This is a genomic window from Rubripirellula obstinata (genome assembly GCF_001642955.1).
Classification (GTDB): Bacteria; Planctomycetota; Planctomycetia; order Pirellulales; family Pirellulaceae; genus Rubripirellula; species Rubripirellula obstinata.
The window spans coordinates 1-26,887 of sequence record NZ_LWSK01000075.1 but is presented as its reverse complement, the minus strand read 5'-3'; the positions used below and the strand labels follow the sequence as shown (position 1 = coordinate 26,887).

Sequence of the window (26,887 nt, the reverse complement as noted above, 5' to 3'; positions counted from 1 at the left end):
GGGCCCGCCAGGGTTCAGTCCATCATTAGCTGTACCCGACTGAACCCTGGCGGGCCCAGCTACGAAAGATTTCGCCAAATACGGAACTTGTTTCAGGACAATTCCTAAATCGATCTTTCCCGCGATCAGGAGGTTTGCGAATAGTCCCGTATTGGGATCAAAACCTCTCGATCAAAACCCCGACGTTTTGACCGCCCACCCTGAAGTAGGCCGTAGCGAGTGGAGCGAGTTACGGCAGGGCTGCTGCGGAAAATGCCGTAACTCGCTCTACTCGGTACGACCTGCAAAAACGTCTGCCGATTCGCGTGCCTGCAAACGATCGTCAGTCACCGACGCCGATGTCATCGCTTAACGCGTCTAGGATCAATTCCAGTTCGGCTTCTTCGTGACGCTCAAACTGGTTGCGAAACTTCTTCAGCTTTCTTAGGAACTTTGCGATCGGTTCGGTCTCATCCGACGGAACCTCTGCGACTTCTTCGGCAAGGCTACGTGCAAGCTCGAACAGTTCGGTGTGTTCGCCTCGCAACAAACCCGCCGTCATGCTTAACTGAGGTTCGGTTTCGATGGCGTGGTCAAAGTAACCATAGGCCTCTTCGAGCGTGAAATGAAACGCGAGTTGATCGCTAAGGTCTGATAGCAAACCAACAATCTCGCCCCAATGATTGACCGCAATTTCGGGGTGACTCGTCATCGGCGTCAACTGATCCATCAAGTGTTTCAGTTCACGGTTGTCGTCCTTGATGTCTTTTAAGAACGCCGCGTTGACGGATAAACCGCGGGTGCTTGATTCTTGACGCGAATCGGTACTCTGACCTGACTGAATGATCGACATACAAATCTCCATCTGAGCAAAAGGGTCTCCGCATTATAGTCTTTTCCGATGGGCCAGGATGGATTTGAAAAATTGTTTCGCGAATCTGTATTTTAAACTTGACCAACAGTCATCGGCATGGTTTGCGAGATTGATTGCATTTCGTCTGAACGAATCATCAGTAACCGATCGACTCCCATCGCGACACCGGCGCACTGGGGAAGCCCCTGCCGCATCGCTTCGATCAAATCGGTTGGCATGGGCAGCGATGGTCGTCCCAGTGCAGCACGTTGCGACTGGATAGCATCGCTCCGTTCCCACAGCACGTCGGCGTCGCGAAGTTCGTCGTAGCCGTTGGCCAGTTCAACGCCGCGATAGAACAGTTCAAATCGCAAAGCACATTGCGGATCATCTTGCGACGCTTTGGCCAGCGCGGCTTGCGTGATCGGGTAGTCGTGAATGATCAGCGGAGCCTCTTGCCCCATGTTGGGTTGCAATTTCTGTGACATCAACACGTCAAGCATCCCATCACGATCCGGTGCAAGTGATCGTGCTAGCGATTGATCAATCATGCCTACCAACTGAACCAGATCTTCGAGTGGTGCATCGATTGGATCGATCGAAAGTTGCTGTGCAAAGAGATCGCGATAGGATTGCACATCGCAGCGATCGACGGCGAAGATTTGCTTGGCAAGTTCCCCCAGCAGGCGGATTGCCGCATTCGCGTCCGCGCCAACTTCGTACCATTCCAGCATCGTGAATTCTACGTTGTGCTGATCGCCGATTTCGCCGCGACGAAAAACAGGCACAATCGCGTAGATCGATCCGGCACCTGCGGCCAGCATCCGCTTCATTGCTAACTCGGGGGACGTTTGCAGGAAAAAAGTGTCTTCCGCGGAAGCTTTAGCAGTTCGCCCGGTCACCGCTTGCCCCGCGATGGTGATCGGTTCGATATGAGTGTCGGCGATGCATTGCCGCATCAGACAGGGCGGTTGGACTTCATGGAATCCTCGTTCGTCAAAAAATCCCCGCAGCTTTCGCAGCAGGTCGGCGCGATGATGGATGTGTTGAATGTTGGGTTTCTGATTCACGACCTGATTGGCTCCTCGCGTGTTCAATGGCATCGATCAGCGTTATCCTTGGACGCATGAAAGACTCTTCCGACAACCGCTATGCTCGCCAGATTCGCTTTGACCCGATAGGTGCCGATGGCCAGAAATTAATTTCCGAAGCAACGGTTTCGCTGCTCGGCTGCGGAGCCTTGGGGACAGTCGCGGCAGAGATTCTGGCACGATCGGGTGTGGGCCGTTTGCGAATCATCGATCGCGACGTCGTCGAATGGAGCAACTTGCAGCGGCAGGCTTTGTTTGATGAGAATGATGCGAAGGCAGGACGATCAAAGTCCGCTGCCGCCGCGGAACGGATTGCTGAAATCAATTCTGAAATTCATGTCGAGCCGATGGTCGCTGACGTCACGGCTTCCAATATCGAATCGCTTTTAGCGGGCAGCGATTTGGTGATCGACGCGACCGACAATTTCTCGATTCGTTTCCTGCTAAATGACTGGTCGCTAAAACACGAAACCGCGTGGGTGCATGGCGGCTGTATCGGTGCATCGGGCCAAGTTCGTTTATTCGACGGCAAAGGAAAACCGTGTTTTCGATGTCTGGTTCCAAGCCCACCGCCGGCGGGCAGCGTCGCGACTTGTGACACCGCCGGCGTCGTTGGACCTGCAACTCATTTGATTGCCAGCTTGCAAGCGACTGAGGCGATCAAGTGGATCAGCGGCAATCGCAACCACGTTCGATCGAAGGTGCTGTCGATTGATTTGTGGGACAATCGAATTCGCGAAATCGACATTCCTGAATCCTTGTCCAAAAACTGCCCCGCCTGTGGACAGCGTGAATACGAATTCCTCAGCGGTGAAATGTCTAGCGTCGATGATGGAACCACGGTCCTGTGCGGGCGAGACGCGGTTCAGATCACGGCAACCTCTGGCGAGAACAATCACTCGATCGACCTGGAATTGATAGCCGATCGCTGGGCGAAGATCGGGCCAATTCAACGTACTGCGTTTTTTGTGCGCATGCAGTTAGATGAACCGGAAGCCGAGCGAATCACTTTGTTCCGAGACGGACGCGTGATCGTCGATGGAACCGAAGACCCCGCCATCGCAAGAATCATTCGAGATCGATACTTGGGTTAGCACGCGTGGCTTTTAGGAAAAGTCTTTGCAGATCTTCGCACACTGGTCCACGTTTCCCTCGATTGATCGTGTTCCCATCAACTTGATTGGCGAACCAGATTCCCGTGTCAGTTCCCATCAACAAAACTTCATCCGCAGCACGCAAACGATCCGGCGTAATCCGGGCTTGCGTCCAACCAATCGATGCCTCGGCGGCAATCTCCATCGCAACGCTTTGCGTGATGCCCGCAAGAATCTGCGTCGGTTCAGGTGAAACGATACAGCCCGATTCCACGATTGCGATATTGGCAACGCTGGTTTCAGTCACCGAGCCATCACCATCGATCAGCAACCCGATCGCCGATGAATCCTGTTGGCGTGCAAGATGGTCGGCCAGGTAATAATGAATCCGCGATCGAACTTTGGCGGTTCGCGGCCAGCACTGATTTGGTGGTTGCTGGATATCGGTCACGACCACGGCCTGACCTTGATGCTGCTTACGATCAACCATCGCATGATCGATTGGATTCAGATGCAAACAGAGCGTTGGATTGGCGGCATTCTTTTCGCCCGGCGTTGCGAACAAAGTGATGCCGACGTCGCCTTGGCTTTGAATCAGCAATCGATTCTTCACGACCAGCGTATCAAGCAAGTCCGCAACAAGGTTGGATGCATCCAAGTTGATTTGCAGGTCTGCGAGTGTTTGATTCCAGCGACTCAAATGCAGGTCAATGCAAAACACATCGCCGTCGTAAGTCCTTAGTCTTTCGACAGCGGTAACACCTTGCCGGAAACCAACATCGTCGATCGACAGACGGACTTGGTCACGCGGCATCCAACCGGCGGTGTGATCACCGGATTGGAAGTAACACAGATGGCTAGCGAAGCCATGTCGATCGGGCTTGGAATCAGTTGGGGAAGAGTTCATCGATCAACGCAGACATTTTCTCACCGGCTCGGCAAGAATCCGAATAGTAATCCATTTCGCTGTGGTGAACCCCTACGGTCGGAGCGCAGTCTTTGGAGATGACCGGCAACGGTGTTCCATCGATTCGAGCAGCGAATGATTTTGGGCCACTGTAACCGAGAGCCGATTCGCCGCGAACACGATTGATTAACCAGTACCGTTTCAGTATGACGTCTCTGCGGTTGTATAACAAAACCAATCGATTCAGGTTTTTGGTTGCTTCGCTGTGATAGCCGCATCGTTGCATCCAATCGTCTTCAATAGCCGGTGCAACCAGGCCTGCATTGATCTGCATCCCGGTGACGCCTGCACCCTGAAGCGATCGCCCCGCCAACTTTCCGCCCGCGGCTGCGTGCAAAGCGCCCGTGACAACACGTCCGCCAAAACTGTAACCAATCATCGCAGTGGGAACTGCAATCTCAGCGTGACGCCGAAGGATCCAAGCCATGTAGAGACCTTGTGTATCGGCGCGGCTTGCTTTGATTCGAGCATCTTTCGCCAGAAGGCCTTCTTTTTGCGAAGGCCAGCTCCAAATCACCCAATCGATTGGCGTTCTGTCGCGAAGTTGCCGTGTGCGTCGGTAAACGGTCAACCCACGACCAATCGCTTCGCCCGATTCCAATCGATTGCCGTGTGCATACAGAACTACTGCTGGCGACTGAGAAATAGTCGCCAGGTATTCATCGATCGAAGACGGCGACGCTTGGCCGCACGCATTGAGTCGAGAAATCGAGAGTGTGGGCGAAACCAGGTCCGCGCAAGCGGCATTGGATGTGATCCTGCGAGTATTGATCAGCCAAAGCCTGTCTTCTGCAGTTTCTGCTGCGCCACTGTCTGCCTGAACTGAGGAAAATTCATTCGCTGGTTCCAACTGAAAGAAATCAGCCTCGGCGTTGGGAGCAATGAACAAACCAGCGGCGACGAACATCACCAACATCAAACATGACAATTGGCTGCGAGTTTGCATCGAACGAGCGGCTTTGTGATTTAGGTGCTGCATCAATTGATTCCTATCGGATCCCGGTCAAAAAAACCAATGTGTGGCGTTCTGTCATCAAATTGTTGCTCAAAAATAGCGACGTTGCGTTTGCACAACGCAAATAGCGTCGTACTTTTGTGCAGACCATCATCAAGATGGCGGAATACGCTCGCTATGCATTTCAAGGAAACAATAATGAATACTCGTTTTTGCACGGTTGTGACGGTGGTGACACTCGTCTGCCTAAGCACTGGTTGTTCGGGGATGAAAAACTTCATGTTCGGCCGTGGTGCCCGCTGTGGTTTATGTACCAAACTCGGATCCTGTTTACCGGCACCACGCTTCGGCAACATGATGCAAGCACCGGTCGCGGCACCAACTTGCCAAGCACCGGCTTATGCCCCCGCACCGGCCTACGCTCCTGCCCCAGCCTACGCTCCTGCACCAGCATACTCAGCAGCACCCAGTTGCGGTTGCAATGATTACGCAGGAATCCAACATGGCCAAGAATCCTACGCCAGCGGAATGTGCGGCACCTGCGGTGATTCATACGCCGGCGGCGACGTTTCCTACGGTCCGCAATCCTACGGTCCACAGTCGTACGGGCCACAGTCGTACGATCAAGGCAATTACGGAATGGGAAACATTGATCCCTACATGAACCAACCCTCCGGGAATACCTTGGTGCCTGGCCAGCAAATCAATGGCGAAACCGTTGTTGGTGTTGGCCCCATGCAAGCAGCTCCCAATTATCCATCGGGAACTTCTTACCCCGCTGCACCGTCATACAACGGAGCACCGACCTATAATGGAAATCCCGGCCCGTCCGATAATTTTCAATCCCGAAAATTTGATACCGATGGAAACAAAATCCTCTGGGAAGAGCCTTTGTCGCCGGGCACCAAAGCTCTATAGAAATGATGACGACTTCATTGAAATAGCGAGCGACGGTCGGAGTTGCGTTTGCCCTGACACCAGGACGAACTCGGCTCCGGCCGTTTCTTTTATTCTTGCATATCAGAAGATAAGATCATGACGCTTAAGCCAACCAACAACAATTCGTTGACACAGGTCTCCCGCCGACAGATGATCGCGGCGTCGGTTACGACCGTCATGCTATCGGCGAGCCGCGTTAGTGCTCAGGACACCGTCGCGGCAACAGACACCGACAGCGAAACCGCAATGTCGGTCGTCGAGGAAGCACGCCAGCTAAACGCCGATAGCGTCCTGCGTTACGAATCACCGCGGACCGATCGTTGGAAGTTCGGGATGATTTTAGAAACGCCAACGACGCTATCCAACGCCCTGGCCACCTTTGTTGTCCCAATGGATTGGCCCGAACAAAAGATCACACCGGTTCAGAAAAATATCGACCCGTTGGTCACCGGTTGGGAAATTCGATCGTTGCAAGATGGTGCAAAACAGGTCGCGCTGCAGATGAACCGAGTGAACGCCGGATCCAGCGTCGAGGTTTCTTTTGAACTGGACGTCGAACGAACACGGATTCTGCCGGCACGATCGGTTGATGGACTGGTCATTCCCCAGCGACTGCCGAGTGAACTACGTGTCTACATGGGCAACAGTCCCGATATCGACACCAGCAACAGTCGGATTAAAAAAGCGGCACGCGACTTGGATGCCGAAAATAAGTCCGCCGAAAATGATTGGAAACGAGTCGAACGAATTTACGACTACGTCCGCGAACAAGTTCAATACGTCGAAGGACCGATTCGCCGCGCATCAGATGCTTTGCGGCGTGGCGAAGGCGATTGCGAAGACATGACAAGTCTGTTTGTGGCGCTGTGCCGAAACCTTCGCATTCCCGCACGCATGGTCTGGATTCCAGACCATTGTTATCCAGAGTTTTACCTGGAGGACGCCGAAGGAGTTGGGACTTGGTATCCCTGCCAAGCCGCCGGTTCACGTCAGTTTGGTCGAATGGATGAGTATCGACCGATCTTGCAAAAAGGCGACCGATTCAAAGTCGCCGAACGAAAACTGCCGGTCCGCTATGTCAGCGAATTCTTCCGCTGCGATCGAAAAAGCAACAAAAAGCCATCACTGACCTGGATCCGCCAAATGATCGGTGCTTAGCGAGACTGATCAAGAAAAAACAAGCAATCCAGCTTGTTTAGCCTCGGAGAGGCGAAAGCTCTTTGCCGGGTGCGCAGCACCCGGAAACGAGCTTTCGGCCCTCCAGGCCTAGCACCGAGCGCAAGACCGTTCCTATGGTTCAAGTCGGACGTGCTCCATCGCGTGGCGGCGGTTCAAAGCAACCACGTCTGCTCAAAAGCCAATCAATCGGTCTTTTCACGCTTGTCGTTCTCGATGAACGCGTAGGCATTGTGATTGTGAATCGATTCAAAGTTCTCTGAAAAGCACTGATACCATTCGATTCGGTCGTCCGCATTAAGCGTCACCGCCATGTCGCGAACAATGTCCTCGACAAACTTTGGGTTTTCGTACGCACGTTCGGTCACCCACTTCTCGTCGGGTCGCTTTAAGACCGAAAAGACCTGCGTTGAAGCGCACTTTTCTATCATCGCAAACAGTTCTTCGATCCAAAGATGGACGCCGTCTGCGATGCGAACCTTCACTGTCATTTCACAGCGTTGGTTATGAGCACCGTACTCGGAAATTTCTTTCGAGCATGGGCACAAGCTGGTCGCGGGAACTTTCAGCGTCATGATGAAATCGTCAATCGTTCCCGCAGCGATTTCAAACCGCACGTCAAAGTCCAATTTGCCGCTCTGGCCGGTGACCGGTGCTTTCTTGTCGATGAAGTAGGGAAAAGTTAAATCAAGGAACGCGTCTTGTGACTTCAGTTTCTCACGCATCGACGCGCAGATCTCGACCAACGTGTCACTGCAAAGTTCCTCGTGGTACTCGTTCAACACTTCCAGGAACCGCGACATGTGGGTTCCTTTTTCGTGGTGCGGCAACGACACAAACATGTTGATCGTTGCGACGGTGTGCAAAAACGTGTTGCCCTCTCCCTCGCCGGGGGTGCGTAGCGAAATCGGATAGCGAACGTTGGTGACGCCTACTTTGTTGATCGCGACTTTGCGAACATCGCCAGTGGATTGAATGTCGGGAAGTTGAGTGGTTTCTTCAGAGTTATTAGTTTGGATCATTCGTTTGATTCTATCGTTTGATTCTATCGTTGGATTTTCAGATTCGGAATTGGAGAGTCAGTCTTTGGCCAGCGCGTTTGACGACGGTTCCCGCGTGGCTGCCAACGTTTCTCAAGCGTCAGCGCTCCCCACTGCCGAATACGATTCCACCTCACCCGAACCTGAATCAATCGATGCTTCGGCGAACGCTTCTTCGGTTTCCCAAATCCGCACCCGCGTGGCCCGAGCCCCGGTTCCCGCAAGTGCTTTGGGGCACATCTCTTCCAACAAGTATTTGGCCATGTTTTCGGCCGTCGGGTTGTACGGCATCACAAAGAAACGTGACGGGATGACAACTTCCAACGCCTGGCGTGCGTTTTCGTCACGATGGCTGATCAGGAAGCTGTGGTCCCAGTGTTCGTCGATCCAGCCTTTGACGCGTTTTTTGAGCTCAGAAAAGTCGATCACTCGGCCGACGTCGTCTTGTTCGTCGCCGGTTACGAAAAAGTCGGCGACGTAATTGTGCCCATGGAAGTGCTCGCACTTCCCACCGTGTTCGAAAAGGCGGTGTCCGGCGCAAAATTTGATGCGCCGCATGATCGTGAGACTCATAGCGTTTGGATTCTGGAGTAAGCTTTTGTTGAATTAGGTGACGCGAATGTCTGATCATTGTCACCAAAATTCAGCCTTCCCGCACCGGCTGATTATAAGCAGGTGTCCAGCAGAACACTGACAGAACGTAGAAAATGACCCGTTTTACGGCACGAATCGAGAGAATCACAGCTTTTCTTGTGATGGTTTTGACCATTTCTTTGGTCGCTGGCTGTCGATCAAGAACGGATGCAAACGGATCTGGCAATCAAGCCGACGTGGCCTTGGCAACTTTCTCGGGCGATCACCCGATCAACGTGGTCGGCACCGTCGGAATGGTCTGTGACCTCGTTCGCGGTGTCGGGGGTGAACACGTGCAGGTCACCCAGATTTGCGGCAGCGGTGTCGATCCTCACTCGTTTTCACCGTCCAGTGAAGACGTCAAACTAATCAGCAAGGCCGATATCGTCTTCTACAATGGATTGATGCTGGAAGGCAAAATGGCGCAGGTTCTTGGCACCGTCGGTCGTCGCAAACCGGTCATTGCCGTCGCCGAAGAACTCGATCCGTCGGTGCTTTTGAAGCCAGATGAATTCGAGGGACACTTTGATCCGCATGTTTGGATGGACGTGTCCGCGTGGAGCAAGTGTGTCGGCGTGATCGCTGATCGGCTTTCCAAATTCGATCCTCCCAATGCGGAAGAGTATCAAGCCAATGCGGAAATCCTTCAAACCAAACTCGATTCGCTGCACCAATACGCAATCGGTGTCCTCAGCAGCATTCCCGAAGAAGGCCGCATCCTGATCACCTCGCATGACGCATTCAATTACTTTGGCCGCGCCTATGGAATTCAGGTCATGGGCGTTCAGGGAATCTCGACTGAATCAGAGGCAGGCATCCAGCGGATCAACGAACTGGTTGACTTGTTGGTCGAAAAGAAAGTCCAGGCAGTTTTCACAGAAACCAGCGTCGATCCTTCCATGATCCAAGCGTTGATCGAAGGAGCTCGCAATCGAGGGCACCAAGTAAAGTCAGGCGAAGACCTGGTTTTGTTTAGCGATGCGATGGGAGCCAACGGAACCTATCGTGGAACGTACATCGGAATGCTGGATCACAACATCACGACGGTCGCCATCGGTTTGGGTGGCGATGCGTCGCCGAGCGGATTTCAGGGCAAGCTGACCGGCGAGGAAGTTGCCAGTGAAACTTCCAGTGAAATTGGCAGCGATTTGCTCGAGGAGTCGTCACCGTGAATCAGACTGAAAACGTAAACCAGGTATCTCCGTTGTCGGTGGATGACCTGACGGTTGCCTACCACCGCAAGCCAGTGATTTGGGATGTCGCATTCGATCTTCCCGAGGGCCAATTGATCGGGGTGGTTGGTCCCAACGGTGCCGGGAAATCGACACTGTTAAAAGCGATCATGGATCTGATTCCCCGCGCGTCGGGGCGGGTCCGTGTCTTTGGCGACACCTATCGCAACAACCGCCATCGCGTGGGCTATGTCCCGCAACGTGAAAGCGTGGATTGGCAGTTCCCCGTCAACGCTCTCGATGTGGTCACGATGGGGTTGTACGACGAAATCGGTTGGTGTCTTCCTGTCCGACGCAAACACCGGCAGCGGGCCATGGAAGCACTCGATCGAGTCGGTATCGCCGATCTTGCTCAGAGGCAAATCAGTCAGCTTTCGGGCGGACAACAACAGCGAACCTTTTTGGCTCGGGCTCTGGTGCAAGATGCTGATCTGTATTTGATGGATGAACCGTTTGCGGCCGTGGATGCTGCAACGGAATTGGCGATTGTTGATATCTTACGTGAACTCAAGAAACGCAAGAAAACAGCAGTCGTGATTCACCATGACTTGCAAACCGTTCCAGATTACTTTGATCACGTCGTTCTGCTGAACATGCGAATCGTTGCATGCGGCCCGGTGGAAACTACGTTCACAGCCGAGAATTTGAACAAGACCTACGGTGGTCGTCTGACGTTGTTGGATGAAGTCAATGAAGCGATGCGGCGACGGGAGACCTCGCTTTGATCGCGTTGGCTTGCCTGTTCAGTATCGCTGGATTTGCGAATCTGATTTCTTTTTACTTTCCAGGCATGACCTGGCCATCGCTGGATCAATGGTGGCGAGTGATTTCGATGCGTGACTACAACACTCGCGTGGTCGTGCTGGGTGTTGCGATGCTGGGTGGCAGCAGCGGATTGGTCGGCAGCTTTACGTTGTTGCGCAGACGAGCGTTGATGGGGGATGCGCTCAGTCACGCCAGCCTGCCTGGGATTGCGTTGGCGTTTATGCTTGCGACCACGCTGGGTTACGACGGGAAGTATTTGCCGCTGTTATTGGCGGGCGCGACGTTTAGCGGATTGTTGGGCGTCGGATGCATTCTCTGGATTCGCAATAAGACTCGGCTCAAAGAAGACACGGCACTCGGGATCGTATTGAGCGTTTTCTTTGGGGCCGGCGTCGCGTTGCTGGGCATGGTTCAGCAAATGAAAACTGGCAATGCAGCGGGGCTGGAAGGTTTCATCTACGGCAAAACGGCGTCGATGAGTGCGATGGATGTGCGATTGATTTTCTACGCATCACTGATCGCCATCGCGTTGTCGTTCGCAAACTTTAAAGAACTAAAGCTGCTCTGCTTTGATGAAGGTTTCGCTGGATCACGTGGCTATCCAGTCGTGCTGCTGGATGTGTTGCTGATGTCGCTGGTGGTTTTGGTCGCGATGGTCGGTTTGCAGGCAGTGGGCTTGATACTAATGATTGCGTTGCTGGTCATTCCCGCCGCCGCAGCCCGTTTTTGGACTGATACGCTCTGGAAGATGACCGCGTATTCCGTGATCCTGGGCACGGTCGGATGCGTGATTGGGGCGATGGTCAGTGCGGTGTTTCCGAATTTGCCATCGGGAGCGATGATTGTTTTGGTGTGCTCGTTTTTCTTTTTCCTAAGCATGTTTTTTGGCACGGCCCGCGGTGTGGTTGCTCGTTTTTTGCGTCGCCGACGACTCAACCGCCGAATCGATCGCCAACACTTGATGCGTGCCATGTACGAACAGATCGAACATCCCGATCGCTCAGATACATCAGCCCTGAAACCGGGATCGGAACCGGTTCGAAAGACGAAGGTGTCGATTGACGAATTACTGTTGGTCCGAAGCTGGAATTGGAAGCGATTGATGGCTGCGATCCGATCTGCTGAAGTCGACGAATTGATGCAGTATCGGCATGGTCACGCTCAACTGACCCACGCGGGTTTCATTGAAGCGGCTCGTTTAACGCGCCAACACCGGTTGTGGGAAATGTACTTGATCACCTATGCCGATGTTGCACCGGCTCTGGTCGATCGTGACGCGGATAACATTGAACACGTTTTAGAACCGCATGTAATTGATCGACTGGAAGACTTGCTGGAAGAACAAGAATTGCTGTTCCCCGTCCCAACGAGTCCCCATGAGTTAGGCGATGGTCTGACTAGTTCGGAGGAGGGAATCTTGCCATGATTTTCTTACTTGGAGATTGGATCAGCGATTGGGACGGCAGTATCAACGGTTGGATTGTCGTGATTGGTTGCTTGTGTGCAGCGTCGGCGTCGCTGCTGGGGAACTTTCTGGTGCTGCGCCGGATGAGCATGCTCGGTGACGCGATCACTCATGCCGTACTGCCAGGAATCGCGGCCGCTTTTTTCATCAGCGGCACTCGCAACAGCATGGCCATGTTTGTTGGCGCGGTGATCGTTGGTTTGCTGACGGCAGTCTTCACCGAGTGGATTCGCAGCGTCGGGAAAGTCGATGAAGGCGCGTCGATGGGCGTTGTTTTTACGTCGCTTTTCGCATTGGGTTTGGTGATGTTGGTGGCCGCCGCCGATCATGTTGATCTTGATCCAAAATGCGTGCTGTATGGTGCGATTGACCTAACACCGTTGGATACCGTTTGGGTGCGCGGGCTAGAAATCCCGCGTGCCGCGATCGTGTTGTCGATCGTGCTGGTTTTGAACCTAGCGTTTGTGATCCTGTTTTTCAAAGAGCTAAAGATCAGCTCGTTTGACCCGGCGCTGGCGACCACGATGGGTTTTTCGGCGAAGGCAATGCACTATCTTTTGATGGTGTTAGTGTCGATCACGGCAGTCGCGAGTTTTGAAAGCGTCGGCAGTATTCTGGTGGTCGCGATGTTTGTCGTTCCTGCGGCTGCCGCCTACATGTTGACTGATCGGTTGGCCGTGATGATTTTCTTCAGCGTCATCATTGCAGTTGCTTCGGCTTCGCTCGGTCACATCGCTGCTCTTGAAGTACCGACATGGTTTGGGTTCCGCAGCACGACCACTGCCGGCCCGATGGCGGTGGTTTCAGGTTTGTTGTTTTTGTTGGCAGCACTGTTTGGGCCTCGCTACGGCGTGGTCGTAAAATGGGTCCGCAGGCAATCCTTGTCCTGGCGAATTCTCTGTGACGATATCGTTGCGATCCTGTATCGTGCCGAGGAACGAGACACCGCCATGCCCGGGCTTGCCGGGTTGGCGGATGAATTGTTCGCCAGTTCTCTGTCGATTCGATCAGCACTGTTGATGCTGCGGCGCAAAGGTGAAATAGAAGGAAGTGATCAGCCAAAGTTAACGCCGCGAGGAATCGACCGGGCCCGAGAACTCGTTCGTTCCCATCGTTTGTGGGAACAGTATTTGGTCGTGGAAACCGGCGCAGAAACCAATCGCATTCACTCGCACGCAGAACGCTGGGAACACTTCACCGACCGACCGCTACGCGACGAACTCGATCGAGTCACCGAGGCACCCGATATCGATCCCCATGGCAGCCCAATTCCACCTGAAAACAAATTGTAGCAGCGATTGTCCCAATCGCTTACGCTGGAACGAGGTTGGGACAACCTCGGCTACACTTTGGAGCGAGGTTGGGACAACCTCGGCTACACTTTTGGGACAGCACAATGAGTCAGCAGCGAGTCATTTTTAATTGCCTTGATCGGCAGGCTGACATTGAAAAAACGGTCACGAATCTGCCGCACTGGTTTCAGGCAGGTGCGGCGATGTTCATTACTTTCCGAATGGCCGATTCAATGCCCAAAGAGGCGGTGCTCCGCTGGCAAGCAGAAATGCAAGCTTGGTTGCGATCGCACCGGCTGCCGATCAAATTGGCCGAAAAAATGGAAGGCTCTTCGGTTCACGCGAAGTTGCTCCGATCGCTCCCGATCGCTCAACAAAATGCGTTCATGAAAATGCGGGATAGGGCATGGCATTTCCAATTGGACCAGTGCCATGGAAAGTGTCTTTTAAGGCAACGCAAATTTGCGGAGATCGTCGCGAAAGCGATACTCTACTACGATGGGGAAAAGTACGATATCGATCGGTTAGTTGTGATGCCAAATCACGTTCACGCGATCACTCAGTTTTACGATGGCCATGACCTTGGCGTCATCAGCCAGTCGTGGCTTCGGTACACAGCCCGACAGATTAACTTTGAGTGCAATTTGAAGGGTGAATTATGGCAAGGTCGCCCATTCGATCACATTATCCGTAGCCCAGAACAGTTCGAGTATCTACAGCAATACATCATGGACAACCCCAGAAAAGCCAGCCTCCCAGACGGAGAATTCCTGTACTGGCAAAGAGTGTAGCCGAGGTTGTCCCAACCTCGCCCCCCAGCTAGCTCCACTGAACAAGCAAGAATAATTCAAGGATGACGGATTCCCAAACAGCTCTTCAAAACGCATGGCACCAACACCAAGCGGGCAATATCGATGCAGCCGAAACGGTCTACCGCGACGTCATCGATCAAGATCCAAAGAACGCCGACGCGCATGTCTATTTGGGAATCGCGTTATTTGACCGGCGGCATTTTCAAGAATCCGCTGACCACTATCGAACCGCAATCCAACTGCGGCATCAGTTCCCAATCGCCTGGAACAACTTGGGCAATTCGCTGCGGCTACTAGGCCAGGTCGAAGAATCAGACCGGTGTTTTGAAGAGGCTCTGATTCAACAACCTAGATACTTATCCGCGCTGAAGAATCGTGGAAGTTTGTGGTTGTGGTCGGGCGAGATCGAGCGGGGGCTTCATTGGTACCAGCAAGGATTAGCAATTGATCCGGACAACGCCGAACTGCACCGAAATCTTGGCGTCATCGAATTGCTGCGTGGGAACTACTCGGTCGGTTGGCGAGAATACCGTTGGCGTTGGAAAATGCCAGGTTTACAACGGCCTAAAACACATGCGACCCATTGGGCGGGGCAAGAACTCATTGGAAAAACGTTTCTTCTCTATCCCGAACAGGGATTAGGTGACGCGATTCAATTTGTCCGCGTCGCCAAACAACTCAAGTCACTCGGTGCTGAGGTCATCCTGCAATGCTCGCCCAAGTTGATCGACTTGTTCTCATCGACCACCACATCACTTGGAGTCGATCGCTTAGTGCAAGACACCGGCGCCTCGCCGCCGACTGATTACCACGCATCCATGATCGACGTCGTCGATACGCTGTTCAGCCAAACTGGAAAGATGTGTTTCGGACGCGACTTGTTTACCGACGGTGCAGGCTACCTATGTGTTTCGGAAGCGTTGATGGAATACTGGCGGCTATGGTTTGACGGGCAGCAAGACGCAGGACGCAAGCTTCGCATCGGGATTAACTGGCAGGGCAATCCTGAACATCATGCTGACGTCTACCGGAGTGCTCCGCTGGCTGTCTTTGAACCTTTGGCAAGCCTTCCCAACGTGCAACTTTTCAATCTGCAATTCGGGCACGGCAGCGAACAATTAGACTCGTGCGACTTTGCGTCAAAGATTCTTCGGCTACCCGACGATGTGGATTCACAAAGTGCGTTCACAGACACGGTCGCAATCATCGCTGGGCTGGACCACGTCGTCACGACTGACACCGCGATCGCTCATTTGGCGGGCGCGGTCGGCGAGGTTCCCGTTCACTTGATGCTAAGCCAAGTGCCTGATTGGCGGTGGTTGCTCGATGGCGACCGAACCGAGTGGTATCCCACAACGACGCTGTATCGGCAACAGAACTTTGGACGGTGGGACGATGTGATGGCGAGAATCGTTGAACAGATCGAACAACGTCCACGCGCCGCTTCGCGATAGGATCACCCCTTCACGCGGAACCTGACCACCGGTCCAGTCACCGAAGCGAGTTTCTCAATTTTTGTGGTCGCGCTGCGTGCCGCGCCTTCGGTTGCTTCGTGAGTCATCACGACTAGCTGTACCGGTTGATCCGATGGCGAATCGTCGCCACTTTCGTGCTGGATCACCGATGCGATCGAAATGCCGTCTTCCGCGAATGCTCCCGTGATCGCTGCCAGCGTTCCAGGATGGTTTGATACGGGCAAGCGGAAATAGTAACGGCCGATCAACGTATCCGCGTCGCGCAGTTTGACTCGTGGCGGTTGGTCGACGCAGAAATACTCGAGCGTTTCAAAGGTCAATCGGGTTCGGCCGACGGCGGTGTCGATGATGTCGGCGGTTACCGCGGATGCCGTTGGCATCTGTCCGGCACCCAGGCCGTGATAGAAGACGGGGCCAACAGCGTCGCCGATCACTCGGATCGCGTTGTACGCGTCGCGGACTTCGGCAAGCGGTGTTCCGATCTTGACCAGCGTCGGGCCCACGGAAAGTTCCAAACCGTCTTCGGCTAGCGTCGCTACAGCTAAAAGTTTGATTCGATAGCCGAGCTTCGATGCGTAGATCAAATCCGCCGGGTCCAGTCCGTCAATTCCGTCACATGGAATGTCTGACCAATCCACGCTGGCACCAAAGGCGAGGTGAGCCAGGATTGCCAATTTCTGAGCGGCATCGGTTCCGTCAACATCCATTGCCGGATCGGCTTCCGCGTAGCCAAGTCGCTGTGCTTCGCGGACGACGTCTTCGTAAGAGGCACCTTTTTCGTCCATCTGCGACACGATGAAGTTACTGGTGCCGTTGAGGATTCCTTCGAGCGATTGAATCTGGTTGGCGGAAAGACATTGACTGATATTGGTGATGATCGGAATTCCGCCGGCGACGGAAGCTTCAAACGCAATCGTGCGTCCCAATTCGCGGGCACGGGTGAACAGTTCGGCACCGTGCTGAGCCAGTAGTGCTTTGTTTGCGGTGACAATGTCCTTTCCAGCTTCCATTAACTGCAACATGATTGACCGGGCCGGTTCCAGGCCACCGATCAACTGGGCAACGACCGTGATTTCAGGGTCGTTGATGACGTCATCGATAGAATCGGTCACCACATCATCGGGCAGTTCTACATCACGCGGTTTGGAAAGATCCCGCACAACGGCTTTTTTGAGCCAAAGCGTGCGTCCGGCGTGACGAGCGGTGCGATCACCGTGGTCCAATAAAAGCTTAGCGACCCCGGTTCCGACGGTCCCCATGCCAACGATAGCGATGTTTGTTTTTTGCATGCACCGATATTAATCCAGCGATGCGATTCGTTCTAGCCGCAGGAACTCAATACCACCACAGAACGGCTAAGGAACGAGCGGGAAATTAGTGTCGCCTTTCGCTCCGCGAAAGTAGCGAATCCGCTGCTTTCGCGGAGCTAAAGGCGACTATAGAAAGTCGCAAGTTCCTAACCGCTGGACAATCAAGCCAACATCATTCGCGTTCAGCGTGCGCCGAATCGGATTTCTGAAATGATAGAACCCCTGAATCCCCCGACCAAAGCATGACCCTGGCGAAGCATTTCCGGAGCGAGCGGCTGTGGGGATCAGTCAGAATTGGAGATGTTCAGCCCTGATTTCTTTTCCGGTCCCTGAAAGTACTCTTTCAGAGTTGTCCAAGCCTGCTCGTCGACTACTTGTTCGCGGGGAATGTAGTACGCGATGCCGCTAGGCGTGATCATGCGGATGGTTTCGTCGTTGACTTCAGCACTTGCAAACCGGTCCAACGCGAATCGAACTCCATTGAGTGTGTTGCGGCTAGCGAATTCGGTTGCACTGACCCAACCCTGCTGATACCACGATTGAGTCTGTGTTCCGCGAAAGTACAACCACCAGTTGAAAAGGTTCGCAGACAGCGTCAAGCATACCGATCCCACGCAAACCCAAATCAGGACCGACGGAAGCTGCAACACGTGGAACAATGCTGCTCCGGCGATATTCAACAAAACAAAGCTGGCTTCCGTCCACAGTTTCTTTCGCATTGGTTTTGTTTTTAACGATTGCTGGATCGTCACGTGGCCTTCGTATGAGACCGCATTCTCGGGCGGTGAACTGATTTTTTGCCAGAGGTCCAGGCCGGCAGTGTCAGATGGATCCTTGGCTTGTTCTTGCCAACTATCTCTGAGTCGTTCTGCGGTTTGCTTGGAGTAACCGCTAACGAGTCTATCGGTGAAGGCGAGATAGCGAACCGGGTCCGCATCGACTCGCACCCGTATACCTCGTTTGAGACAACGGGTTTTGGTTAGGTGCGCGGGGCCGAACCAGTACCTCTTTTCCCCATCAAAAAAGTCTAATCCCTTGTGTGTGAATTTTCCACGAGCGGGGCCCAGTAGGTCTGGATGACTTCGCAGCCTTCGCGAGGCTCGAACCTTTGAACGAGTGTTGTAGACCGATACTGCCAACAGTCCGCCTAGAAAAGCAACGACACCAAAAATCGCGATCAGCGATGCAGGGCCGCCGCGCCCCTTGGTTGAGACAAACATGATTGCCGATATGACACCAATCAATACGACCGCTAGTAGAGGAATCAAGATCCAGTAGAGCCACAGCAGCAGATCGCTAGGCATTAGGACGCGGTAATCGTCTGCAAGGATCTCTCCGTCAAATACCAATCGTTCATCACAGTCTTTTTGTGACTGTGTTTGTTTCACGAGTGGCCGTGAGGGATGATAGGGGTTGACCGACGAATTCACTGATTTATTCCTAAACGCTTTCAGCGTAGATTAGCAGGTGCCACTAATTGCCACACGTTCATGCATTCCATGCACAGCGTCGGATACCTTTTCACCAATCCACCAGAATGAAAGACCAAGAGACTGTTTGTAAACGTAGCTGATCCCGCCAGGGTTCAGTCCGCGATCGGATCAAGCTCGACTGAACCCTGGCGGGATCAGCTACGGGCAGGTCGCCGGCAACCTCCGAGGTCGTTTTGAAACAGTTTCTAACGCATTTATCGGTCAAGCTTATCGCAATCTTGCTCACATTCGTGCTCTCGAAGGGTTAAGATAGATGCCGGAAATGGAGCTATATTCTTTGCTGTTGAGGTTCGTGATGCGACGCTCGAAACGTTTGGTTGGCCAACAAACTTCTCGCCGCCGACTGATCTTGGAATCATTGGAAGATCGCCGGTTGTTGGCTGCAGGTGTCAGCGGGCAAGTGTTTTTGGATTCTGGTGCTGGTGGAATTCAGATTTATGCCGATAGCAACGGCAACGGCGTTTTCGATTCGGGCGAAACCTCGACGTTGACCGCAGCCGACGGAACCTATTCGCTAGGCAATCTGCCCGCTGGTGAAACGATCGTGCGAGTCCAGCCGATCCCGGTGGCGCTCAATTCGGGCGCGCTGCCGACTGCGCCTCGGTTGTTCATGGCGGCTGGTCAAGTGATTCAGGAACTAAGTCCGATCGATGGTTCGGTCATCGATTCGTTCCCTGCAACATCATCACCCGTTGCGGGTGCTGAACCGATGGCGTTGGCGTTCGACGGCACGCATGTTTACATGTACGACGGCTTTGTTCATGACGTCATTGTCTTTAATCCTGATGCATCCGTGGGCACTTCGCACGTGGTCGATACGATCGTCGTTGACAATGACTACAGTTTTAGTGGCTTGGCGGTCTTGGGTTCGACGCTTTACGGTTTGAGCGACAAGTTCGGATCGCCCGAACTGATTGTTCCGATAGACTTAACAACGCAAACGGTGGGAACGCCGATTGACTTTGACCTTGTCAATAACAGTCCCGGTTACGAATTGGCGTTCGGCTTAGGCGAATCGGCTGATGGAACAGAGTTAGTTGTTTCGACGACGACTCAGCATCGGTTGAACCTTGATCCCGCGACCGGCTTGATCACTGGTGTAGCAACTGGTCCCAACGCCAACGCGGTGTCGACCGGTTTAGCGGGCGCGGCGGGTCGGTTGTACGCAGGTCGCGGTGCGGCGTTTGGCATCGAAGTGTTTGATGACAGTGGATCGCAGTTGGCCTTTTTGCCGACCTGGCCGATCGGCAACACTTTCTCGGGTGTCGCCAGAAGTTTGGCCGCTGGACCATCCCAAGGAAATTCGATCTTGGTCCACTTGCAAGACAACACGACACGCGACGGAGTCAACTTTTATTCATCGAATGAAACCGCCACCATCACCGGCACCCAGTTCGTCGACGCCAACAACAACGGCGTTTTTGATACCGGCGAACAACCGCTGGCCGGAGTCACGGTGTTTGTCGATTTTAATGGCAACCAGTGGCCTGACGCAGGCGAATTCCAAGCCATCAGCGGTGTGGATGGAAGTTATACAATCGCCGGAGTCCCGGTGGGCTCGCATGAAATCCGCGCGGTTACCGACACCAGCCACCGACCGATCGATTCAGCCCCGCAAACCGATCGACTGTTCGCGATCGCGCCAGGTGCGCCGTTGGGCAATAACGATTTCTCGATGCGGGTCATTGAATTGGATGTGGGAACCGAAGCGGTGCTTTCAGATATCGACACGGGGTTGCCGATTACCTTTGCATCGGAAGTCGCGTTCGATGGCGACCGTTTGATTGTTTTTGATGACTGGAAAGACCGCGTTTACGAATTGACCACCGATGGAACGTTAATTGATTCGCGATCGCTGGGCGAACCGGATCTGACCGGCGGTGGCACGTTCCCGGTTAGCGATTTTGGTCCATCGTTTGTTGGCGATTCGGTTGTTTCGGTTCGCGGTATTTACAATCAATTGTCGTTAACCCAGTACAACCCCGCGACGAATGATTTTGAATATCGGATGCCGATCCAAATTGATTGGCAAGATCAAAGTACGCCGCCGTTCGATGTTCCGGCGATGCCAAAACGATTCGCCCCTACGTCGGGACGTTCGCCTGACGGAAAAGGAATCGTCTTGTATGCCTATTCCGACAATCGAACATTGACTATCGATATTGCCACCGGCATCGGGACGTTTGACACTGACGACTTTACCGGCGAAGTGTTCACCACCTCGCGGTCCGATTACGAAGCCTACGAATCGCTGGGCGGCTTGACTTATCGAAGTCGTGTGGGTGGTCAGATCGAAGTCTTAAACGCAAGCGGTTTGCTGCAAAATACGATCCCAACAAATTTCTTTACCTACGGACTCGGCGGTGGAACCGACCGCGACAACGTTCAGGCGGTTACCGTGTCCAGCGATCAAACGATCGACGATGTCGATATCGCTTGGACTAGCACCCGGGCAACCATTTCAGGCACCGTTTCTGGTATCGGCGATCCAGCGGCCGACCCCGATCAAGTCTATTTGGACATCGATGGTGACGGGCAATTGGGTGTCGGCGAACCGAGTGCGCTGGTTGACGCCGCCGGCGACTACGTGCTGACCGATGTCGCGCCGGGCGATTACCAAGTTCGCGTGGTCGAACGTGCCGATGAGGTGACCCGCGCCACCGCCGCCGATACATCGCGTTTGTTTGCTTATTACATCGATGAAGGTGTCGGCAAAATTGCTGAGATTGAACCGATCACGGGCGAGCGACTTCAAACGTTCGACGCACCCGGATTTGCGAGTTTGACATCCGGTTTGGCTGCCCAGCAAGGACGGTTGTACTTCACGCAAGGCTCGACTCTGTTCATTCTTGACGCCGACACCGGATCGACGATTGAAACATTGCAGATTCCGCTCAACATTAACATCAATGGTACTGCGGGCGAGTATTCCGGAGCGGCGATCGTGGATTCGTCGTTGTATCTGTACAACGAATCGACCAGTGTCTTGGTCGAGTTTGATTTGGTGACTCGCGAATTTCGTGAGGGATTGGACTTGGTGACCATCAACGATGCTTTCGGGTCCGCCAGCGATGCGGGCATCGGTGAATCGCCCGACGGACAAAACTTGCTGATTGAGTTTGAAGGACGAATCCATCTGCTCGATCCCAAAACCGGAGTGATTGACGAAGAACCGTATTCGTTTTTCCCATCGTCCACGGGAACCGGGACGCTGTTGCGGTCGCTTGCTGGTGCTGGTGGCCGATGGTTTGCCCCCGAAAGTCAAGGCTCTTCCACCACGCGGACCATTGACGTTCGTGACGACAGCACCGCGGTGACTCATCAATTGATCGTTGGCTTGCCCGGCATTGTTCGCGGTTTAGCGGCCCAGCAAACTGCGGCGACCGCGCATCGTGTCAGTGTTTACGGCAATGACAACGTTGATCAACTTGACTTTGAACGTTTGCCTGACACGGGAACCATCAGCGGCACGCAGTTTGTCGACGCCAACGACAACGGCATCTTTGACGATGGCGAGCAACCGCTCGCTGGTGCGGTCATCTTTGTCGACGCCAACGCCAACGATTGGCCCGACACGGACGAGATCCAAACGGTGTCCGGTGCCGACGGAACTTACACGCTAACCGATGTTCCGATCGGCAACGCGCTAGTGCGGGCGTTGCCACCCGACTCGTATCGGGTCAGCAGCAATCATGACGTGCAAGACCGTTTGTTCGTCGCATCACTGGGGCAATCGACTGGCCCCGGAAGGTTTGCTTTGACGCTGCTTGAATTGGCTCCGCAAAGTGGTGCCATCCTTTCCGATGTCGCCACCGGCATCGGCGTCGGTGGCAATTTTAGTATCGCGTTTGACGGCCGGCACTTAATCGGAGTCGACAACATTCATGATCAGATTTACACGTTCTCTACCAACGGACAACTGATCGACCAGCGTTCATTAGCGGTGGGCCTGGGGACTCCCGGTGTCCCGATCGATTCCCATTTCGGCGCTGTCTACGTGGGCGATTCTGTGGTGACGATGACCAGACAAGGCAACAACTTGCACCTCAGTCGGTATGACTCCGCCACCAACGCTTTCCAAGTTCAGATTCCCGTGACGATGCAATGGGCGGATCCGTTCTTAGCTCAAGGTTATGCCGGATTCGTTCAACCAGACTTCTGGTTTGCCGGACGAGCGATCGAAGACGATGCCATTGAGATGTATCACCAGAGGGACCAACTCAAGTTGACGATCGACATCAACACTGGCATCGGATTGATCGAAGAGGTCTCTAGCCAGCAGTACAGATTGACCGAATCGGTAGCCGGCGAAACCTATCGGTCGGTTGGGTCGACGCGACTAGAAGTAGTCAATTCGGCCGACGAAGTGCAGCGGACCTATTTCTTGCCGGTTTCCCCGCGTGATTTGGCCGCTGGTTCTTACCGCCCAAGTGGCAGCGTCGTTGCAGTGTCACCCGGGCAAACCGTTGCCGCAATCGATCATCCGGCAATCGTAAAAACATCGCGAGTCACCGGAACCGTTTCAGGTGACGACGTCGCTGGTCGATTGTTGTTTATCGACATCAACAACAATGGCATCGCCGATTCCGGCGAACCATCGGCGACTAGCGATTCCGAAGGCCGGTACGTCATTGATGGCGTTGGGAAAGGAAATCATTTGTTGCGAATGGTTACACCGGAGGGCCTGACGGGTGACGCGACCGGCCAGACGAGCACACGCCTGTTTATGCAAGCCTTTTCGGGCGGTGGCAGCGTGATCACCGAATACGATTTGTTTGATGGAACCACGATTAACAGTTTCGCGGCACCGCACAACAATTTCGAAGCAGGTTTGGCCATGGACGGCGATCGGTTGTATTCGATAGGCGGTGATTCGCTGTATCAAATCGATCCTGATTCAGGTGCTCTGGTTGACACCATTGCAGTTCCGCCGGGACGCTATGAAGGTTTGGCGATCTTGAATTCAGTCGCCTATTTTTACGACCAACAGACTTACCAACTGGGGTCGCTTGATCTGTTAACGCGTCAATTTGGGCCGACGTTTGACTTGGCGCAACTCAATCCTTTATCCAATGTCCCTTCGGCTGTTGGCGGACTGGGGGAAACAGCCGACGGACAAGGTTTGCTGTTTGGTTTGAGCAATACGGTGGTTGAACTCAATCCCAATAATGGAGTTTTCGGCGACGTTTCGTTCTTTCAATTCGGCAACAATGGTGCCATTGCCGGTGCGGGTGGGCAGTCTTTCGTGGTCGATGATGATACGGCCAGCACACCGAAGGAGATCGTCATTCGCGGCGACGCTGGTCTACGGCAACGGTCCCTGATCGCATTTGCTGCTGGCACCACGCAATCACTTGCCGCCAGCAGTTTGCCATCCGATTCGCATCGATTGTTGGTGCTTGGCGATCAATCATTGGCAGGACGCGATTTTGTACTTTCCCCTGAACCGGCCGGCATTTCGGGGACGCTGTATCAAGACGCTAACGAGAACGGTGTGTTCGATTCAGGCGAATCTCCATTGTCGGATGTGATCGTATTTATCGACAGCAACGGTAACGCTTGGCCCGACGCAAACGAAATTCGCACGCTCAGCGATGCCACTGGCCAATACACGCTTGCCCAAGTGCCGGTCGGCGACGCGATCGTTCGGACGTTGGCACCGAAGGCTTATCAGTCCACCGAGATCACATCGTCGACCAATGTTCTTTTTGCGACCGAAGCCGTTCGTGATTCGAGCAGTGTGGGTAACGTTCAGAATTTGAAGATTTCAAAGATCAACCCGGTCACCGGGATTGTTGAGTCCACGATCCTGACAGACATTCCTGTGACGAGTGCTCATTCGATGGCGTACGACGGTCGGCAATTGATTGTGGTCGACACTAACCTGAACAAGGTCTATCAAGTCGCCATCGACGGAAAGCTGATTGCCGAAACACCCTTCGGCAGTCCCCAGTTTTCGCCCGCACCACCAATACCGGGGACGCCATCATTTATCGCTGGCAACGCTGTCGTTGGGGGTGTCGTCTACATGCTAGGTGCCTTCGATGGCGTTTCGACATCGATCTTTTCGTTCGATACCGAGACCGGTCAATTCGGTACTCCGAAACCGGTGACAATTTTGCATCCATCGGCGGGTTCCAACTTTCCCAATTTCGGGCTGACCTTATCCGAATCGGCCGACGGGCAGTCGATCATCGCATTCGATCAGAACGAGGGCGTTTACTCGATCGATCCGGCTACTGGCCGAATGACCGAGCGCCGTTTGGTGGCTGGGTTGGGCAATGAAGAGTTCAGTTCCACCGGCTTCGGTGGCGAAATTTATGTCCGCGGCGTTCCGTTCGCTTCCGGAATTCGCGTCTTCGATTCCCAGTGGAATCAGGTTCGCGAAGGACCAGTCGTTGACGTTTTCGCTGGATTGGGCGGCGGCGTGTTCAACGACAGCGGCAAGACGGTCGTCGTCGATGCGTCCGCATCGTCATCGCTTGAATCGATTAACTTCGGTTTTCGATCAACCTTGGCGACCGTTTCAGGAACGGTGGTGACCGACACCAATGGCGACGGCGTCATCACCGTCAGCGATATGCCGCTTTCGGATGCGACCGTTTACGTTGACGCAAATCGCAATGGGCAGTTTGACGATGGCGAGATCACCGTGCAAACCGATGCGTCGGGCAACTACGAAATCGTCAGTTTGCCGCCGGGTGACCATGACGTTCGCTTGCTGCTTGGCGCGGATCAAACAGCCAGTACCAACACGCCGCAGACACGTCTGTTTGTCACCGACAATGGGCTGCCCGGGCCGACCCTAATCCGTGAACTCGATCCGATCACTGGTCAGGAACTCAATTCGTTTCCAGCGCCGGTCTCGGCAAGCAATTTCAACACGTTGGCCTTGGACGCCGGCGGTTTGCTTTTCGGAGTAGCCAACCGCCTTTGGACTTTGGACCCGGACACGGGGGAAGTATTGTCATTCGTTCATGCACCAGGCACAGGCCTTGGTGCCGACCTTGGCGATGCAGTAGCCGATGGCGAGGCGTATCTTACCGGTGGTTTTGAAATTACCGTTCAGAATGAAAATGGGTTTCTGACCCGGCGAATCAATCTGGATTTCAACCCCGCCAGTGTTGCCGCCGCGGTCGTACCCGGTGTGCGACATCGATTGCATGCCGTAAGGAATTCAAACTTTGCCAACACCGATTTCCTGGTTGATGGCGGCCAAGAACCCACCGGGATTGAAATTTCTGACCCGTCGATCAACGAGAACGTTGACACGTCGGCAGGTGATTTTGTTTTTGCTCAGCTTTCGGCAGTTGATGCATCAGAGATTGACTCGCATGTTTTCGAGTTAATCGATGGGATTGGCGACGATGACAATGATCGGTTCAACATCGTTGGCGATCAATTAGCGATTCGCCAAGACCAAATCGTTGACTACGAAAGTCAACAATCCTATCTGATCCGTATTCGCGTCACCGATGCGGCAGGATCGTCGGTCGATCGGGTGATGTTGATCGACGTCAATGACTTGGCCGAATTCGATGGCGTGCTGATCAATGGAGAAAGCAACAATAGCAATCGTTCTCGCATCACATCACTGACGGTTGAGTTCGAGGGTTTGGTGACAGCGGATTCTGACGCGTTCACTCTCACCAATACCACCACGGGAATCGACGTTGACTACACCTTCGATCCACCATCAATGGCGGATGGACAGACCATCTTTGAATTGCAATTCACCGGCGAACAAACCGACAATGGTTCGCTGAGTGATGGGAACTACGAATTGAGGATCGATGCTGCAAAGATTGACAGCACGCAGGGCTTACCGCTGGACGGCAACCGCGACGGAATCGCCGCCGGTACTGAAGAGGACGACGTTTGGTTTGGCCGCCAGGACGGTGATCGCTTCTTCCGTTTGCTGGGTGATTCCGACGGTGACGGATCAGTCGGGTTAACCGATTTCGCGGGCTTCCGAAGCACCTTTGGTCGCTCCATCGGCGACCCCGAGTTCGACTTGTCGTTTGACTTTGACGACAATGGCGAAATTGGCCTGATCGACTTTGCTAGTTTCCGCAGCGGATTCGGTAAGAACCTGTGATGCAGGAACTGTCGCAGATAACTTTATGAGATTGGATTCCACCAAATCCCAACCCGAACGCTTAACGAACGTACGACTTTTTATAGTCGCGTTTCGCTCGGGACGTCGCATCAGTTACTGCGCGTTAGGCCCGGAGGGCCGGCAGCTCCCTGCCGGGTGCGCGAGCACCCGGATGGCTGCCCCACATCAATTCTCTGGCTCGGTTTCGCGGCTACGCC

18 protein-coding genes are annotated in these 26,887 nt (G+C 53.8%); 10 read left to right on the top strand and 8 right to left on the bottom strand.

Features of this window, described 5'->3' with window-relative positions; translation table 11 throughout:
• Positions 1-322 precede the first annotated feature (322 nt).
• A complete protein-coding gene (locus tag RC85_RS17240) occupies positions 323-832 on the bottom strand; it encodes a hemerythrin domain-containing protein (protein ID WP_068265073.1) in 510 nt (169 codons plus the stop codon).
• A 92-nt stretch (positions 833-924) separates the two neighbouring features.
• A complete protein-coding gene (epmA, locus tag RC85_RS17235) occupies positions 925-1,935 on the bottom strand; it encodes an EF-P lysine aminoacylase EpmA (protein WP_068265069.1) in 1,011 nt (336 codons plus the stop codon).
• A gap of 23 nt (positions 1,936-1,958) precedes the next feature.
• Here epmA and RC85_RS17230 point away from each other — a divergent pair, with 23 nt between their 5' ends.
• On the top strand, positions 1,959-3,017 hold the full coding sequence (locus RC85_RS17230; RefSeq protein ID WP_068265067.1) for a ThiF family adenylyltransferase: 1,059 nt from the start codon (positions 1,959-1,961) through the stop codon (positions 3,015-3,017).
• Here the strand turns inward: RC85_RS17230 and RC85_RS17225 are convergent.
• Together RC85_RS17225 and RC85_RS17220 are read right to left on the bottom strand one after the other, a co-directional pair.
• Positions 2,992-3,924 (bottom strand): aminotransferase class IV, encoded by a 933-nt coding sequence (locus tag RC85_RS17225; protein ID WP_068265066.1) that lies wholly within the window; start codon positions 3,922-3,924, stop codon positions 2,992-2,994. The two genes, RC85_RS17230 and RC85_RS17225, sit on opposite strands and share 26 nt — an antisense overlap.
• A complete protein-coding gene (locus RC85_RS17220) occupies positions 3,905-4,963 on the bottom strand; it encodes a hypothetical protein (protein WP_149752929.1) in 1,059 nt (352 codons plus the stop codon). The genes RC85_RS17225 and RC85_RS17220 overlap by 20 nt, the downstream gene beginning before the upstream one ends.
• 174 nt (positions 4,964-5,137) lie before the next feature.
• On the opposite strand from RC85_RS17220, the gene RC85_RS17215 reads away from it, so the two are divergent.
• Positions 5,138-5,857 (top strand): hypothetical protein, encoded by a 720-nt coding sequence (locus RC85_RS17215; RefSeq protein ID WP_157593954.1) that lies wholly within the window; start codon positions 5,138-5,140, stop codon positions 5,855-5,857.
• A gap of 117 nt (positions 5,858-5,974) precedes the next feature.
• Entirely contained in the window at positions 5,975-7,036 is a 1,062-nt protein-coding gene (locus tag RC85_RS17210) for a transglutaminase-like domain-containing protein (protein WP_068265060.1), read from the top strand.
• 203 nt (positions 7,037-7,239) lie between these two features.
• On the opposite strand, the gene folE2 is transcribed toward RC85_RS17210, so the two are convergent.
• Both folE2 and RC85_RS17200 read right to left on the bottom strand, forming a co-directional pair.
• Positions 7,240-8,076, bottom strand: coding sequence for a GTP cyclohydrolase FolE2 (gene folE2 / locus RC85_RS17205; RefSeq protein ID WP_068265059.1), 837 nt, complete (start codon positions 8,074-8,076; stop codon positions 7,240-7,242).
• A gap of 111 nt (positions 8,077-8,187) precedes the next feature.
• Positions 8,188-8,667: a 6-pyruvoyl trahydropterin synthase family protein gene (locus RC85_RS17200; RefSeq protein WP_068265057.1), complete on the bottom strand. Its 480-nt coding sequence runs from the start codon at positions 8,665-8,667 to the stop codon at positions 8,188-8,190.
• Positions 8,668-8,849: 182 nt separating this feature from the next.
• Between RC85_RS17200 and RC85_RS17195 the strand changes: the two genes are divergently transcribed.
• The 6 genes from RC85_RS17195 (at position 8,850) to RC85_RS17170 (ending at position 15,747) form a co-directional block, all read left to right on the top strand.
• Positions 8,850-9,899 (top strand): metal ABC transporter solute-binding protein, Zn/Mn family, encoded by a 1,050-nt coding sequence (locus tag RC85_RS17195; protein WP_068265054.1) that lies wholly within the window; start codon positions 8,850-8,852, stop codon positions 9,897-9,899.
• Positions 9,896-10,684 (top strand): metal ABC transporter ATP-binding protein, encoded by a 789-nt coding sequence (locus tag RC85_RS17190; RefSeq protein WP_068265052.1) that lies wholly within the window; start codon positions 9,896-9,898, stop codon positions 10,682-10,684. The genes RC85_RS17195 and RC85_RS17190 overlap by 4 nt, the downstream gene beginning before the upstream one ends.
• 65 nt (positions 10,685-10,749) lie before the next feature.
• On the top strand, positions 10,750-12,150 hold the full coding sequence (locus tag RC85_RS17185; protein WP_068265071.1) for a metal ABC transporter permease: 1,401 nt from the start codon (positions 10,750-10,752) through the stop codon (positions 12,148-12,150).
• On the top strand, positions 12,147-13,481 hold the full coding sequence (locus tag RC85_RS17180) for a metal ABC transporter permease (RefSeq protein ID WP_068265050.1): 1,335 nt from the start codon (positions 12,147-12,149) through the stop codon (positions 13,479-13,481). Before RC85_RS17185 ends, RC85_RS17180 begins: the two co-directional genes overlap by 4 nt.
• 104 nt (positions 13,482-13,585) lie before the next feature.
• Positions 13,586-14,272: a transposase gene (locus RC85_RS17175; RefSeq protein ID WP_068265047.1), complete on the top strand. Its 687-nt coding sequence runs from the start codon at positions 13,586-13,588 to the stop codon at positions 14,270-14,272.
• 62 nt (positions 14,273-14,334) lie between these two features.
• Positions 14,335-15,747 (top strand): tetratricopeptide repeat protein, encoded by a 1,413-nt coding sequence (locus RC85_RS17170; protein ID WP_068265045.1) that lies wholly within the window; start codon positions 14,335-14,337, stop codon positions 15,745-15,747.
• 2 nt (positions 15,748-15,749) lie between these two features.
• Here RC85_RS17170 and RC85_RS17165 read toward each other — a convergent pair whose 3' ends face one another.
• Together RC85_RS17165 and RC85_RS17160 are read right to left on the bottom strand one after the other, a co-directional pair.
• Positions 15,750-17,057 carry a homoserine dehydrogenase gene (locus RC85_RS17165; protein WP_068265044.1) on the bottom strand — a complete coding sequence of 436 codons (1,308 nt, stop codon included), beginning with the start codon at positions 17,055-17,057 and terminating at the stop codon, positions 15,750-15,752.
• A gap of 305 nt (positions 17,058-17,362) precedes the next feature.
• The gene (locus RC85_RS17160; RefSeq protein ID WP_068265043.1) at positions 17,363-18,466 is read right to left on the bottom strand and encodes a hypothetical protein; all 1,104 of its coding nucleotides are present in this window, start codon (positions 18,464-18,466) and stop codon (positions 17,363-17,365) included.
• A gap of 400 nt (positions 18,467-18,866) precedes the next feature.
• Between RC85_RS17160 and RC85_RS17155 the strand changes: the two genes are divergently transcribed.
• Positions 18,867-26,669, top strand: a complete 7,803-nt coding sequence (locus RC85_RS17155) for an SdrD B-like domain-containing protein (RefSeq protein ID WP_068265042.1) — start codon at positions 18,867-18,869, stop codon at positions 26,667-26,669.
• Positions 26,670-26,887: the final 218 nt, after the last annotated feature.

Coding starts and splice junctions, on each gene's coding strand:
- RC85_RS17220 (WP_149752929.1), bottom strand. CDS start 4,963: ATGCAGCACCTAAATCACAAAGCCGCTCGTTCGATGCAAACTCGCAGC.
- RC85_RS17175 (WP_068265047.1), top strand. CDS start 13,586: ATGAGTCAGCAGCGAGTCATTTTTAATTGCCTTGATCGGCAGGCTGAC.
- RC85_RS17155 (WP_068265042.1), top strand. CDS start 18,867: ATGCGACGCTCGAAACGTTTGGTTGGCCAACAAACTTCTCGCCGCCGA.
- RC85_RS17200 (WP_068265057.1), bottom strand. CDS start 8,667: ATGAGTCTCACGATCATGCGGCGCATCAAATTTTGCGCCGGACACCGC.
- RC85_RS17230 (WP_068265067.1), top strand. CDS start 1,959: ATGAAAGACTCTTCCGACAACCGCTATGCTCGCCAGATTCGCTTTGAC.
- RC85_RS17185 (WP_068265071.1), top strand. CDS start 10,750: ATGACCTGGCCATCGCTGGATCAATGGTGGCGAGTGATTTCGATGCGT.
- folE2 (WP_068265059.1), bottom strand. CDS start 8,076: ATGATCCAAACTAATAACTCTGAAGAAACCACTCAACTTCCCGACATT.
- RC85_RS17195 (WP_068265054.1), top strand. CDS start 8,850: ATGGTTTTGACCATTTCTTTGGTCGCTGGCTGTCGATCAAGAACGGAT.
- RC85_RS17240 (WP_068265073.1), bottom strand. CDS start 832: ATGTCGATCATTCAGTCAGGTCAGAGTACCGATTCGCGTCAAGAATCA.
- RC85_RS17215 (WP_157593954.1), top strand. CDS start 5,138: ATGAATACTCGTTTTTGCACGGTTGTGACGGTGGTGACACTCGTCTGC.
- RC85_RS17210 (WP_068265060.1), top strand. CDS start 5,975: ATGACGCTTAAGCCAACCAACAACAATTCGTTGACACAGGTCTCCCGC.
- RC85_RS17180 (WP_068265050.1), top strand. CDS start 12,147: ATGATTTTCTTACTTGGAGATTGGATCAGCGATTGGGACGGCAGTATC.
- RC85_RS17170 (WP_068265045.1), top strand. CDS start 14,335: ATGACGGATTCCCAAACAGCTCTTCAAAACGCATGGCACCAACACCAA.
- RC85_RS17225 (WP_068265066.1), bottom strand. CDS start 3,924: ATGAACTCTTCCCCAACTGATTCCAAGCCCGATCGACATGGCTTCGCT.
- RC85_RS17165 (WP_068265044.1), bottom strand. CDS start 17,057: ATGCAAAAAACAAACATCGCTATCGTTGGCATGGGGACCGTCGGAACC.
- epmA (WP_068265069.1), bottom strand. CDS start 1,935: ATGCCATTGAACACGCGAGGAGCCAATCAGGTCGTGAATCAGAAACCC.